Below are 12,665 nucleotides of genomic sequence, written 5' to 3' on the forward strand. Positions count from 1 at the left end.
GGAGCGCATTGCTGGTGGGGGAATTACGTACGATTCGCTTACCAGAACGACTTTGGGGGACCTGTTCGTGAAGAAGGTGGAACTACCCGACGGTGCCGTGGTGACCGGGCGTGGCCTGCGGGACGGCAAGCTCGTGGAGCCATTTCCCCAGTACGGGATCTATCTGCAGCCCAGGCCTGTCGACGTGCCGTGGCCGCACGACTGGATCGACTGGCCGGACTTCCGGCTTCCGCGTGATCACGACGCCGCGATCAGGCTGATTCGCTCTCTGCACGCGCGAGCCCTGGCGGGCGAAAACGTCGAGGTGGCGTGCAGTGGCGGCGTCGGGCGCACCGGGACGGTCATGTCGTGCTTGGCCGTGCTGGCGGGTGTGCCCGCGGAGGAAGCCGTGGCGTGGACGCGCGCGAACTACCACCGGCGCGCGGTGGAAACGCCGTGGCAGAAGCGATGGGTCAGGCGTTTTCCCGCCGGTTAGGAGTCGAGTTCGACGGTCGTGCGCTTGTGCACCAGCTCGATCACCTCGGGCGGCAGCGAGTCCCCTGCCTCCAGCAGGCGGGGGAGCAGGTCGGCCTCCGTCAGGACGGCCCGGAAGACCATCTCGACGGTGACGTCGTGGTCCGGCCGGTGGACGATGGTGATCTCGTCGCCGGGCGCGATCAGGCCGGCCTCCAGCACGCGGAAGTAGGCCCCTGGCCGCTTGGCCTGCGTGAACCGCTTCACCCAGCCGTGCTGCCCGAGAAAGCCCGCGAACGTCCGGCACGGCACGCGCGGGCAGGTGACCTCCAGCAGGGCCGTGCCGACCCGCCAGCGTTCACCGACGAGCGCGGTGGTCTGGTCGATGCCCTCCGTGGTCAGGTTCTCGCCGAACTGGCCGTTGCGGAGGTCGACGCCGAGCTCGACCTGCCACCAGTCCAGGTCCTCGCGGGCGTAGGCGTAAACCGCCTGGTAGGCGCCACCGTGGTGGTCCAGGTCGGCGATCGCGTCGCCCGCGACACCGCTGCCGGAGCTTCCCTTGGGTCCGGGCGGGGAGACCTCCAGCGGGCCGTCGACCGGGCGCTTGTCGATGCCGGTGGCGCCCTTCCGGGCGTAGTCGACCGGGACCGTCCTGTGGGCGATGTTCAGCGAGAGCACGACGGGCATGAGCTCGAGGCTATTGGCCGACCGCCTTCGCCGCGATCGAATTGACGTAGTCCTGGTACTTGCCGACCTTGTGGGTGATCAGGTCCATGCACTCCTGGAGCCGGTCCATCTGCTGGCGGACGCGTTCCTGGTGCTCCTTGAGGATGTCGAGGCGCTGCAGCTCGTTGCCGTCGCCCTGGCGGACCAGCTCGGTGTAGCGGCGGATCTCCGGCACCGGCATCCCGGACATGCGCAGCATGATGCACATGCGCAGCCAGTCGACGTCCTGCTGCGTGTACACCCGGCGGCCACCCGGTCCTCTGTGGACCTGGTGCGCGAGGATGCCTTCTTTCTCGTAGAAGCGCAGCGCGTGCACGCTCAGCCCGGTGCGTTCGGCCACCTGTCCGATGCTCAACTGCATGCGTCCGAGCATAGGTGCCGGGCTACGAGCGGGCGCCGAAGGTGCTTGACCTAGAGGCGACTCTAGTTCCTAGGTTCTCCCGCATGACGATGCGTTATCGCGTACTTGGGGGAACCGGCATCGAGGTCAGTCACCACTGCCTCGGCGCCATGATGTTCGGCTCTGTTGCCAACAACGACCACGACGAGGGCGTGCGGATCATCCACCGCGCCCTCGACGCCGGCATCAACTTCGTCGACACCGCCGACATGTACTCGGCGGGGGAGTCCGAGGAGATCGTCGGCAAGGCTCTGGCGGGCCGCAGGGACGACGTCGTGCTGGCCACGAAGGTGCACTTCCCGTTGGGCGAGGGCCGCAACCGCAGCGGCAACTCGCGCCGCTACGTCGTGCGGGCTGTCGAGGACAGCCTGCGGCGTTTGGGTACCGACTGGATCGACCTGTACCAGGTGCACCGGCCGGACTACACGACCGACGTCGAGGAAACGCTGTCGGTGCTCACCGATCTGGTGCGGGACGGGAAGATCCGGGCGTTCGGGTGCTCGACGTTCCCGGCGGAGGAGATCGTCGAGGCGCACCACGTGTCGCTGAACCGCGGGCTGATGCGGTTCCGGACCGAGCAACCGCCGTACTCCCTGCTGGCGCGTGGGATCGAACGGTCGGTGCTGCCGACCTGCCGGCGGCTCGGGATGGGGGTGCTGGTGTGGAGCCCGCTGGCCAGCGGGTTCCTGTCGGGCAAGCATCGGCGGGGCGCCGCGGCCGAGGCGTTCCGGGCGACGTTGACCCCGGATCGTTTCGACGAGTCGTTGCCGGGCAACGCGGCGAAGTTCGAGGCCGTGGAGCAGTTCGCGAAGCTGGCCGACGAGATGGGGGTGTCGTTGCCGGCGCTGGCGATCGCGTTCGTGACGACGCATCCCGCGGTGACCTCGGCGATCACCGGGCCGCGCACGATGGAGCAACTGGAGTCGTTGCTGGAGGGCGCTTCGCTGGTGCTGACCGACGACGTGCTGGACCGGATCGACGAGATCGTGCCACCCGGCACGGACACCTATGACGTGCACGGGGTCTGGAAGCCCGCGTCGCTGCTGGACGTCCACCAGCGACGCAGGCCTCTGGATCAGCGCTGACTCACCACGCCTGAGTGGTCAGGCCGGTGCCGAGGTAGATCTGGTCGTACCCGTTGCCGTCGTTGTCGTCGGTGTAGACGACGGTGACGCGGCCCCACGGGTCGACGCCGACGGCGGGCTCGTCCTGCCTGCCGGTGGCGTTCGAGACGGTGAGCTGCCTCGGCGGCCGGCCGGTGGTGGTGCCGTCGGGGTTGTAGACGTGCGTGTAGACGTCCTGCGCCTCCGCCGTGGTCACCGCGACGCCCAGCTGGTCGTCGATGCCGACCTGCGGGTCCGTGCCGGTGGTCTGAGCAACGGCACCACGTGACGCCCCGGCCGCGGTGAAGGACTGCGTGCGGACACCGGACTGTTCCCAAGCGACCGCGAAGTCGCCGTTGAAGTTGGCCGCCACGGCGGGGCTTTTCCCTTGCCCCGTCGTGGTTTGCGCCTGCTTCACGCCGCCGGACGGGGTGAGGGTCTTGCGGGCGACGTTCGCGTCCGCCTCCCACACCACGATCGCGTTGCCCGCCGCGCCCATCGCGACCTGGGGCTTGGCGTGGGTGCCGCCGGCGTTGTTGACCGGGGCCTCGTAGGTCTTGGACGAGATGGACGCGAACCCGCTCACCCGCACGGTGGGCGCGGCGGTGCCCTGCTTGTCCTCCCACGTGACCGCGAAGCCGCCGGTGTCGGGATCGGCGGCGACGCTCGGGAAGTACTGCTGGCCGTCGGCGTTCGCGTTCGCCCTGCCGGAACCGGAGACGGTGCCGCTCGCGCTGACCGAGCGGACCGCGATGTTGTAGAAACCGTTGCCGTCAGGGTCTTCCGACCACACGACGACAGCGCTGCCGTCCTCGTGCAGCGACACGTCCGGCTGCCAGTGGCGCCAGTTCCCGGTGCCGCCGGCCGAGAGCTTCTTCTCGTAGATCGAGGTTCCCTCTTTGTAGAGCCGGATCCAGACGTCGGAGTGGATCGGGTCGGTGGGGTTGGTGGTGTCGCGGTCGTCCTCCCACACGACGGCCGTGTAGCCGTTGCGGGTGGCCGAGACGGACGCGTTGTCCTGGTCGCCGGTCGAGTCGCTGTTGACCGTGGACCACGTCAGTGGAGCGGGTGCCAGCAGGAGGCTCGCTATCAGCAGTGTCTTCACGGCGCCTGCAATCCGGGGTTGTTCGCCTCGACGACGTAGCTGCCGACGGTTTTCACCGGGTAGTCGCGGACGGTGACCTTGTCGACGGCGCGGAAGTCGACCCGCATCTCGGTCGGGTTGGTGCGGGTCTTCACGTACCCGCGCAGGTTCTTGAAGTACTTCACGTGCGGGTTCAGCGCCGGGTTGAGGCTGTTGTCCGCCGCGTTGCCGTCACCGCCGGACGTGATCGACGTGGTGACGAGCTCGGTGCCGATGATCCGGTTCTGCGACTGGTAGTTCTGCATGAGGTTCGCGGCCCAGCTGCGGTGTACGTCGCCGGTGAGGACCACCGTGCCCTTGTTGCCGTTGGTGTCCCAGGCGTTCTGGATGCGGGTGCGGTTGGCGGTGTAGCCGTCCCACGCGTCCATGCTCTTCGCGCCGTCCGCGCTCGCGAGCCGTTGGGCGAAGAACACCTGCTGGCCGAGGAAGTCCCACGTGCCGAGCTTCTGCCGCAGCCCGTCGATCAGCCACGTCTCCTGCGAGGTGCCGGTGAGCGAACGCGCCGGGTCGTCGGCGGCCGGGCAGACCTTCGTGCCGTCGCCGCACGCCTGGTCGTGGCGGTACTGGCGGGTGTCGAGCATGTGGAACGTGGCGAGGCTGCCCCAGCGAACCCTGCGGTGCAGCAGCATGTTCTCCGCGCTGGGAGCCTGGGCGCTTCTGAGCGGCATGTGCTCGTAGTACGCCTTGTACGCGGCCGCGCGGCGTGCTTTGAAGTCGCCGGCGGGATTCGTGTCGTTGCGGATCAGGTCGGCGTAGTTGTTCTCGACCTCGTGGTCGTCCCACACCACGAGCCACGGCGCGGTGGCGTGCGCGGCCTGCAGGTCCGGGTCGGTCTTGTACTGGGCGTGGCGGACCCGGTAGTGGGCGAGAGTGCTGATCTCGGTGGCGGGCGCGAACTTGCGGACCCTCGTGGTGCTGGCCGCGCCCTCGTAGATGTAGTCGCCGAGATGCAGGATCAGGTCGGGGTGTTCCTCCGCCATCCGGCGGTAGGCCGTGAAGTAGCCCTCCTCGAAGTGCGAGCACGAGGCGAAGAGCATGGTCAGCTCGGGGGAGCTGCCGACGGCAGGAGCGGTGAGGGCGCGGCCGACGGGGGAGAGGTGGCCGCCGGTGCGGAAGCGGTACCAGTACTCGCGGCCGGGCTCCAGGCCCGTGAGGGTGACGTGCACGGAGTGAGCGCTTGCCTGAGTCGTGGTGAACGTGCCGGTGCGGGCGATGCTCGTGAAGTGCTCGTCGGTGGCGACCTGCCATTCGACGGCGGTGTTGGTGTTCGGCATGCGCCGAGGCCGTCGGCGTTGAGAGGGCTGGGGGCCAGACGGGTCCAGATGACGAAGCCGTCGGCCGCTGGTTCGCCGGACGCGACCCCGAGGGTGAACGGGTAGCCGATCGCGTTGGCCAGTGCGGGAAGTAGAGCTCCGGCGCTCGCTCCCGCGAGGCCGCCCACGATGAAGGTGCGTCTCCGTAACGTGGTCATGACCCGCAGGCTTACCGAACGCGGGTAAAGGTCCGCCTAACGGTGTGCGGCTTCAAAGTGGTTTCCCACCATGCAAAAGCGGCGTGGTCGTCGTTGTGGATGTCGAACGCGTCGGCGAGCAGCTCGGCTGCGCAGAGCGGGATCCTGGTGTCTTGGACGGCGCGGTAGAGCAGTGCCACGTGGTCACGGGACCAGGATTCGAGGCGCAGGCCGGGTAATCGTTCGGCGTGGCAGCAGGGTTGGGCGCACACGACGATGTCGAACCACTCGTCGTCGTGGTCGTTGAACGCGACTGTGACGCCGAACCGGTCCGGGTGCAGCGCGGTCACCGTGCTGTGCCGGGTCTCGTAGTGCAGGGGGTACGGCAGGGCGGCGAGCCGTTTCGCGGCGTGGCGATCGGGGCCGCTGATCAGGACGGGATCATGATGGGTGCCGTGGTCGAGCACGACCACCTCCCACGTGCTGCGGGTCAACCTGAGTGCGGTCGCGAGACCGGCGATTCCGGAGCCGACGACGAGTGCTGTGGCCATGGCGAGCCCCTTCCCCCTAGGATTGAGGCTAGCGAACGTTCAGAAATTTCTGAAGACAGGGACACTGTGACGGGCGAGACAGCACGCAGGGAAGCGGCGGAGCATCTGGCGCTCGCACTCGTCGGCGCGGGGATGCAGCGGATGGCGTCAAGGACGTTGGCGGCGTTCCTGTTCGCTGACAAGGAGTCGCTGACCGCAGGAGATCTCGCCGACGAGCTGGGTGTGAGCGCCGGGTCCGTGTCCGGCGCCATCAAGATGGTCGCGCAGATGGGCCTGATCGAGCGGAGTTTCGTGGCGGGCAGCCGGCGCGAGCACTACCGGATGCGCGACAACGCCTGGACCACCCTGTACTCGCGGCAGCACTCGATCATCGACGACGTGCTGTCGGCGGTCGAGAGGGGTGTCGACGCCGTCGGGCCGGGTCCCGCGTACGACCGGCTCACCTACATGCGTGACTTCTACACGTTCCTGCTCAACGAGGTGCCTGCGCTGGTGGAGCGGTTCGAGCAGCAGCGCCGTGAAGAACCCCGTCCATGATCAGGTCCAGCATCCGCCTCGCCTGATCCGGGTCGCCGTTCTGCGCGACGCCGATCAGCAGCGCCATCAGGTCCATGGGTTTCGTCTGCGCGCCCAGCGGGGCCAGTAGCAGGGCCACCGCGTCGGTCATCTTGGCGCGGCTGTGCTCGAACGGGTTCATGCCCGCGGCGATCACGGCCTGCAGGGCTTCCTTGAGGTCGCGCTTCGTCGCGGCGTAGGCGATGAAGCGGTCCATCCACTCCCGCAGCGCCGCCTGGGGTTCGTGGGTCTCGAGCAGCTCGGACGCCGCGTCGCAGAGCTTCTCCAGCTCCGTGCGGTAGACCGCCTCGATCAACGCCTCGCGGGTGGGGAAGTGCCGGTACAGCGTGCCGATCCCCACGCCCGCCTTCTTGGCGATGGCGCCGAGCGTCACGTCCTTCTCGTGGGTGAACGCGTCCAGCGCCACCTCGAGCAGCAACCCGCGGTTGCGGACAGCGTCAGCACGCACTTGTTCACTCCTGATGGGTCACTTGCTAAACGGAGGATCCTCCGTTTAGAGTGGAACTCGAACCGGAGGAACCTCCGTTTCAGTGTACGACAAGGTTGGGGAAACAGGATGAGTGAGCGCATCACCACCCCGTTCGGTCGCGAGAGCACCGCTCTCGAGGTCGTCGAGGGCGTCGACCTCTCTGGCCGTCGCGCCGTGGTCACCGGTGGGGCGTCGGGCATCGGTGTCGAGACCGTGCGGGCGCTGGCTGCCGCGGGGGCAGAGGTCACCATCGCCGCCCGCGACGTCGAGGCGGGCCAGAAGGTCGCCTCCGAGCTGTCGGCGGCCACTGGCAACAAGAACATCTTCGTCGCTCCCCTGGAGCTGACGTCGCAGGACTCGGTCAAGGCCTTCGCACGCGGCTGGGACGGGCCGTTGCACCTGCTGATCAACAACGCCGGTGTCATGGCGCCGCCGCTGACCCGCACGCCGGAGGGGTGGGAGCTGCAGTTCGCGACCAACCACCTCGGGCACTTCACGCTGACGCTGGGCCTGCTCAACTCGCTGCGCGCCGAGGGCGCCCGCGTGGTCAACGTCAGCTCGACCGGGCACCTGAACAGCCCGGTGGTGTTCGAGGACATCCACTTCGAGCGCCGCGCGTACGACCCGTGGCTGGCGTACGGCCAGTCGAAGACCGCGAACGTGCTGTTCGGCGTCGAAGCCGGCGCTCGGTGGGCCGGCGACGGCGTCACGATGAACGCCCTGATGCCCGGCGGAATCCTGACGAACCTGCAGCGGCACATCTCCGCGGAGGAAGTGCAGGAGCGGATCCGCATTCGTGGCGGCGGTCTGACGATGAAGTCGCCGGAGCAGGGCGCGGCCACGACGCTGGTGGTGGCCACGTCGCCGCTGCTCGAGGGCGTGTCGGGCAAGTACTTCGAGGACTGCAACGAGGCGTTGCCGACCACTGAGGAGAAGCGGTCGGGCGTCGCCGATTACGCGCTGGACCCGGATGCGGCCGCGCACCTGTGGAAGGTCTCCGTCGAGACCCTGGGCCTGAAGGCGAAGGAACTGGCATGAGCGAGCTGATCACCACCGGGTTCGGGTTCGAGACCACTGCTCTGGAAGTGGTCGAGGGCGTCGACCTGACGGGCCGCCGCGCCGTGGTCACAGGCGGGGCGTCGGGCATCGGCGTGGAGACCGTCCGGGCACTGGCCACCGCGGGTGCTCAGGTCACCATCGCGGCCCGGGATGTCGACGCCGGTCAGCGCGTGGCGTCGTCGCTGATCACCGCCACGGGCAACAAGAAGATCTCGGTCGCGCGACTGGACCTGGCCTCGCAGGACTCGGTGAAGGCGTTCGCGCGGAACTGGGACGGCCCGCTGCACCTGCTGATCAACAACGCCGGTGTGATGGCAACGCCGCTGACCCGCACGCCCGAGGGCTGGGAGCTGCAGTTCGCGACCAACCACCTCGGGCACTTCACGCTGACGCTGGGCCTGTTCAACTCGCTGCGCGCCGAGGGTGCGCGGGTGGTGAACGTGAGCTCGTCCGCGCACCTGATGGGCGAGGTCGTGTTCGACGACATCCACTACGAGCACCGCGAGTACGAGCGCTGGCAGGCCTACGGCCAGTCCAAGACCGCGAACATCCTGTTCGGTGTCGAGGCCGGCAAGCGCTGGGCTTCCGAGGGCATCACGATGAACGCGCTGATGCCCGGCAGCATCGCCACCAACCTGCAGCGGCACCTCACCCAGGAAGAGCTGCAGGAGCGGATCAGGCTGAGCGGGGCCGCGACCACGCGCCGGATGAAGACACCGGAGCAGGGTGCGGCCACGACGCTGGTGCTGGCCACGTCGCCGCTGCTGGAAGGCCTGTCCGGCAGGTACTTCGAGAACTGCAACGAGGCACTGCCCAACACCGGTGGCGTCATCTCCGGCGTGGCCGCCTACGCGCAGGACCCGGAGTCCGCGGCCCAGCTGTGGAAGGTTTCGGAGGAGACCCTGGCCCTTTGAGTCGCACCGGCCGATCTTGTCGGTGGTGCTGAGTACGGTGAGACGCAGGGGATCCCGAGCCGGGGGAGAACCCGTTGACGAGCAGGGTGACCGGCACCCGGTAGAGGTCTGGACCATTTCGTGCTTCAATGACAGCGGGTCGCCGCCTGAACGCGAAAGGTGAGCGAATGTCTGCCCGTTCGGCATTGACAGCCCTGCTTCTGCTCATTTCCGTCGTGCTCGTCCCGTCCACCGCACAGGCCGCCGACACGTGCGCGCTCAAGTCCCGCCCTGCGGGCAAGGTCCTGCACGGGTACTGGGAGAACTGGGACGGCGCGTCGAACGGGGTCCACCCGCCGTTCGGCTGGACCCCGATCACCGACAGCCGCATCAGGCAGCACGGCTACAACGTGATCAACGCGGCGTTCCCCGTGATCCGCTCCGACGGCACAGTGCTGTGGGAGGACGGCATGGACGTCGGCGTCAAGGTCGCCACGCCCGCCGAGATGTGCGCGGCGAAGGCGGCAGGCGCCACGATCCTGCTGTCGATCGGTGGCGCGGCGGCGGGCATCGACCTGAGCTCGGCCGCCGTGGCCAACCGGTTCGTCGCCACCGTCGTGCCGATCCTGAAGAAGTACAACTTCGACGGGATCGACATCGACATCGAGACCGGCCTGGTCGGTAGCGGCAACATCAACCAGCTGTCCGCCTCCCAGGCCAACCTGATCCGCATCATCGACGGCGTGCTCGCCGCGATGCCTTCCGGGTTCGGCCTGACGATGGCGCCGGAGACCGCGTACGTGACGGGCGGCAGCATCGTCTACGGCTCGATCTGGGGCGCATACCTCCCGATCATCAAGAAGTACGCGGACAACGGCCGCCTGTGGTGGCTGAACATGCAGTACTACAACGGCTCGATGTACGGCTGCTCCGGCGACAGCTACCAGGCGGGAACCGTGCAGGGCTTCGTCGCTCAGACCCAGTGCCTCAACAAGGGCCTGGTCGTGCAGGGCACCACGATCAAGGTGCCCTACGACAAGCAGGTCCCGGGACTGCCCGCGCAACCGGGAGCCGGCGGAGGCTACATGAGCCCCTCACTGGTCGGGCAGGCGTGGAACAGCTTCGGCGGCCAGCTCAAGGGCCTCATGACCTGGTCGATCAACTGGGACGGCTCGAAGAACTGGACCTTCGGCGACAAGGTGAAGTCGCTGCAGGGCCGTTAGAGCACGATGGTGTTCTGCCCGGCGGCGATCAGCCATCTCCCGTCCTCTTTGGACAGAACGTAGAGCGGCGATCCCTCGTTCTGGTCGGGCAGGGGAGTGCCGTCGGGCTTGACCGGACGCTGGCGGATCTTGACGGCCGCCACGTCGGGCCGGATGAAGACGACGTGCGCCACCTCGTACGTGGCGGTCGCCTCCTTCGTCGCGCCGGGGAGGACCTGGCGTGTGAAGGAGGCGATCTCGTCGCGGCCCGTGAGCCGCTTGCCGTGCGCGGTGGTCCAGATCGCGTCCTCGCGGAAGAGGGTGATGAACTCCTCCGCGAGCTCGTTCTGCTGCGCGTGCTGGACGGTGGCGACGAGCTTCTCGATCTCTGTTGTCTCGCTCATGGTGAAGATCGTCATACCTCGACCATAGTGGAGGTCAAGCGCCGCACTGCGCGATCTTGGGTAACGTCGGGACGATGGACTGGAATCTTCCCGAGGAGTTCGTGACCCAGGACGGTGTGGTGCGCTGGGCGAGGCTCGGCGCAGGACGGCCGGTGGTGCTCCTGCACGGCACGCCGTTCAGTTCGTTCGTGTGGCGGGCCGTGGCCGCGGACCTGGCCGCCGACCACGAGGTGTACGTGTGGGACATGCTCGGCTACGGCCGCTCCGAGATGAAGGCGGGGCAGGACGTCTCGTTGCGCGCTCAGGGCAATATCTTCGCCGATCTGCTGGCCGAGTGGGGCCTGGCCCGGCCACACGTGGTGGCCCACGACTTCGGCGGCGCGGTCGCCCTGCGCGCACATCTGTTGCACGGCGCCGAATACGCGGCGCTCGCGTTGTTCGACCCGGTTGCCCTGGCGCCGTGGGGATCGCCGTTCTTCCGGCTGGTGCAGGAGCATTCCGCGGTTTTCGAACAGTTGCCTGGCAACCTGCACGAAGCGTTGGTGCGCGAGTACGTGTCCTCGGCCAGCAGCCCTGGACTCGCTCCCGAGGTGCTCGACGAGCTGGTGTCGTCGTGGACCGGCGAGGCGGGCCAGCCCGCCTTCTACCGCCAGATCGCGCAGGCCGACCAGCGGTACACCGACGAGATCCAGCACCGGTACGGCGATCTCGCGATTCCCGTGACCGTGTGCTGGGGCGAGGACGACGAGTGGATCCCGCCGATCAGAGGCGAGCAGCTGGCCGCCGCCATCCCGCGGTCCGCTCTGCACCTCGTGCCGGGCGCGGGCCACCTCGTGCAGCTCGACGCGCCCGGCCCGGTGCTGGACCTCGTGCGGAGGTTTCTCGTCGCCTGAACGCCTCAGGCCCTTGGCAGAACCCGTGACTCGTAGGAGTTCGGCTTGTAGCCCGGGTTGAAGAAGCAGCCCGTGCCGTACCTGCTGTCGTGACTCGGGCAGCCGGCGGCGATCAGGTACGGGTTGGAACGCAGTCCCCACTTCTCCCACGCCTGCAACGACTGCATGGCCGCGGCGTACTCGGAGTCGCTGAAAGCGCTGTGAGTGGCCTCGTTGGTGAAGGTCTGCACGAGGTTCCACCAGCGCCCGGCCTTCGTCACGGTGTCCCGGTACGCGGACTCGTGCTCCACGAACGCCGTCGGATCACCGATCGCGTGCACCGTCAGCACGGGAATGTCGATCTTCCCGGTGAGATCGCTGTCGTACGCCAACGCCGCGCGTGCCTCGGGATCCGCGGCGAACCGTTCCACACCGGCGTTCAGGGCGGCGTCGTCGTGCGAGCCCTTGTACGTCACACCGGTGGTGCTGAACGGGTTCTTGCCGCCCAGGCGGTTGTGCACGATGTCGCGGAAGGTGAACGTCGCGAAGTTCAGGTGCGAGTTCAGCGTCTCCTCGGGAATCTTCGTCACGGTGAGGATGTCGTTGAGCTTCTGCTGCTGCTCGGGCGTGCGGTTGCCCGCCGTACCAAGACATTCCTCGATCCGGCTGCGCAATCCGGCGGTGGTCATCGTCGAGCCGGGGCGCAGTCCCTGCCACAGCGGGTACTGCACCTCGGACGGCCGCGGGTGGTTGCCGCAGTAGTACTGGTAGACCACGCGCAGGTCGACGCGGTAGTCGTAGCCGCGCGAGCCGCCTGCCAGCACGCCGCTGGTGAGCAGCGCGGCGTCATAACCCTTGTACAGCTCGATGGTCTTGGCCGCGACGTTGCCGCCCCACGACTGCCCGTGGATGTAGACCTTGTGCGGCTTCAGCATCGCGCTGACCATCTTGCGCAGGTTGTCGGTGTCCTCGGCCGCCATCCGCGTGCCGTAACCACCGCGCCGGTACGAGGTGCCGGCCCACGCGTAGCCCTCCTTGACCATGACGGCCCAGCGGTTGAGGTCGTCACGTGTGCGCTCGGGCGTGGGGTCGCCCAGGTCGGGTCCGCCGTGCGAGTGCACGACCAGCGTCTTGTTCCACTTCTTCGGCACGGCGATCGTGTAGTAGGCGCCGTTGTCGTCCCGGCCCTCGTAACAGGTGGTGCCGGCGGGGACCTTCTCCGGGCACGGTGCTGTCGGAGGCAGGTGCACCGGCGACGTGAGACTCGCGGTGAGTGCGAATGCCAGCAGGACGTTCATGGCGGGAATCGTGAGTCCGCCTCGACAAGTGGTCCAGGTCACTCACGCAAACTTGGGACTTCCCT

The 12,665-nt window shown here is 67.9% G+C and carries 15 protein-coding genes and 1 pseudogene; 7 read left to right on the top strand and 9 right to left on the bottom strand.

Annotated features, from left to right (window positions below; genetic code table 11):
• Positions 1-76: 76 nt before the first annotated feature.
• Entirely contained in the window at positions 77-475 is a 399-nt protein-coding gene (locus tag FXN61_RS03490; RefSeq protein WP_312877532.1) for a protein-tyrosine phosphatase family protein, read from the top strand.
• Here FXN61_RS03490 and FXN61_RS03495 read toward each other — a convergent pair.
• Both FXN61_RS03495 and FXN61_RS03500 read right to left on the bottom strand, forming a co-directional pair.
• Entirely contained in the window at positions 472-1,140 is a 669-nt protein-coding gene (locus tag FXN61_RS03495) for an MOSC domain-containing protein (RefSeq protein ID WP_167970143.1), read from the bottom strand. The two genes, FXN61_RS03490 and FXN61_RS03495, sit on opposite strands and share 4 nt — an antisense overlap.
• A 10-nt stretch (positions 1,141-1,150) precedes the next feature.
• Entirely contained in the window at positions 1,151-1,540 is a 390-nt protein-coding gene (locus FXN61_RS03500) for a MerR family transcriptional regulator (protein WP_167970145.1), read from the bottom strand.
• 89 nt (positions 1,541-1,629) lie between these two features.
• Between FXN61_RS03500 and FXN61_RS03505 the strand changes: the two genes are divergently transcribed.
• Positions 1,630-2,664, top strand: coding sequence for an aldo/keto reductase (locus FXN61_RS03505; RefSeq protein ID WP_167970251.1), 1,035 nt, complete (start codon positions 1,630-1,632; stop codon positions 2,662-2,664).
• Between the two features lies 1 nt (position 2,665).
• On the opposite strand, the gene FXN61_RS03510 is transcribed toward FXN61_RS03505, so the two are convergent.
• The 4 genes and pseudogenes from FXN61_RS03510 to FXN61_RS03520 form a co-directional block, all read right to left on the bottom strand.
• The gene (locus FXN61_RS03510) at positions 2,666-3,787 is read right to left on the bottom strand and encodes a hypothetical protein (RefSeq protein ID WP_312877522.1); all 1,122 of its coding nucleotides are present in this window, start codon (positions 3,785-3,787) and stop codon (positions 2,666-2,668) included.
• Complete coding sequence (locus tag FXN61_RS03515; protein ID WP_312877523.1) at positions 3,784-5,100, bottom strand: alkaline phosphatase D family protein; 1,317 nt, start codon at positions 5,098-5,100, stop codon at positions 3,784-3,786. The genes FXN61_RS03510 and FXN61_RS03515 overlap by 4 nt, the downstream gene beginning before the upstream one ends.
• 62 nt (positions 5,101-5,162) lie before the next feature.
• Positions 5,163-5,297 (bottom strand): annotated as a pseudogene (locus FXN61_RS56150) (hypothetical protein); the annotation flags it as partial.
• A gap of 11 nt (positions 5,298-5,308) precedes the next feature.
• On the bottom strand, positions 5,309-5,827 hold the full coding sequence (locus FXN61_RS03520) for an FAD-dependent oxidoreductase (RefSeq protein ID WP_167970147.1): 519 nt from the start codon (positions 5,825-5,827) through the stop codon (positions 5,309-5,311).
• A gap of 66 nt (positions 5,828-5,893) precedes the next feature.
• On the opposite strand from FXN61_RS03520, the gene FXN61_RS03525 reads away from it, so the two are divergent.
• On the top strand, positions 5,894-6,364 hold the full coding sequence (locus FXN61_RS03525) for a GbsR/MarR family transcriptional regulator (protein ID WP_312877524.1): 471 nt from the start codon (positions 5,894-5,896) through the stop codon (positions 6,362-6,364).
• Here FXN61_RS03525 and FXN61_RS03530 read toward each other — a convergent pair.
• Positions 6,300-6,851 carry a TetR/AcrR family transcriptional regulator gene (locus FXN61_RS03530; RefSeq protein ID WP_312877525.1) on the bottom strand — a complete coding sequence of 184 codons (552 nt, stop codon included), beginning with the start codon at positions 6,849-6,851 and terminating at the stop codon, positions 6,300-6,302. The genes FXN61_RS03525 and FXN61_RS03530 overlap by 65 nt on opposite strands.
• Before the next feature lie 108 nt (positions 6,852-6,959).
• On the opposite strand from FXN61_RS03530, the gene FXN61_RS03535 reads away from it, so the two are divergent.
• The 3 genes from FXN61_RS03535 to FXN61_RS03545 all read left to right on the top strand — a co-directional run bounded on the left by FXN61_RS03535 (position 6,960) and on the right by FXN61_RS03545 (position 10,047).
• Positions 6,960-7,910 carry an SDR family NAD(P)-dependent oxidoreductase gene (locus FXN61_RS03535; protein ID WP_167970149.1) on the top strand — a complete coding sequence of 317 codons (951 nt, stop codon included), beginning with the start codon at positions 6,960-6,962 and terminating at the stop codon, positions 7,908-7,910.
• Complete coding sequence (locus FXN61_RS03540; RefSeq protein ID WP_167970152.1) at positions 7,907-8,845, top strand: SDR family NAD(P)-dependent oxidoreductase; 939 nt, start codon at positions 7,907-7,909, stop codon at positions 8,843-8,845. Before FXN61_RS03535 ends, FXN61_RS03540 begins: the two co-directional genes overlap by 4 nt.
• 167 nt (positions 8,846-9,012) lie before the next feature.
• Positions 9,013-10,047 (top strand): chitinase, encoded by a 1,035-nt coding sequence (locus FXN61_RS03545; protein ID WP_167970154.1) that lies wholly within the window; start codon positions 9,013-9,015, stop codon positions 10,045-10,047.
• Here the strand turns inward: FXN61_RS03545 and FXN61_RS03550 are convergent.
• Entirely contained in the window at positions 10,044-10,445 is a 402-nt protein-coding gene (locus FXN61_RS03550; RefSeq protein WP_167970156.1) for an SgcJ/EcaC family oxidoreductase, read from the bottom strand. The two genes, FXN61_RS03545 and FXN61_RS03550, sit on opposite strands and share 4 nt — an antisense overlap.
• Before the next feature lie 59 nt (positions 10,446-10,504).
• Between FXN61_RS03550 and FXN61_RS03555 the strand changes: the two genes are divergently transcribed.
• A complete protein-coding gene (locus tag FXN61_RS03555; protein ID WP_167970158.1) occupies positions 10,505-11,323 on the top strand; it encodes an alpha/beta fold hydrolase in 819 nt (272 codons plus the stop codon).
• A 5-nt stretch (positions 11,324-11,328) separates the two neighbouring features.
• Here the strand turns inward: FXN61_RS03555 and FXN61_RS03560 are convergent, their stop codons facing one another.
• Entirely contained in the window at positions 11,329-12,600 is a 1,272-nt protein-coding gene (locus FXN61_RS03560) for an alpha/beta hydrolase family protein (protein ID WP_167970160.1), read from the bottom strand.
• Positions 12,601-12,665: the final 65 nt, after the last annotated feature.

Origin of the sequence: Lentzea indica (genome assembly GCF_012184385.1) — a bacterium.
GTDB classification, from domain to species: domain Bacteria; phylum Actinomycetota; class Actinomycetes; order Mycobacteriales; family Pseudonocardiaceae; genus Lentzea; species Lentzea indica.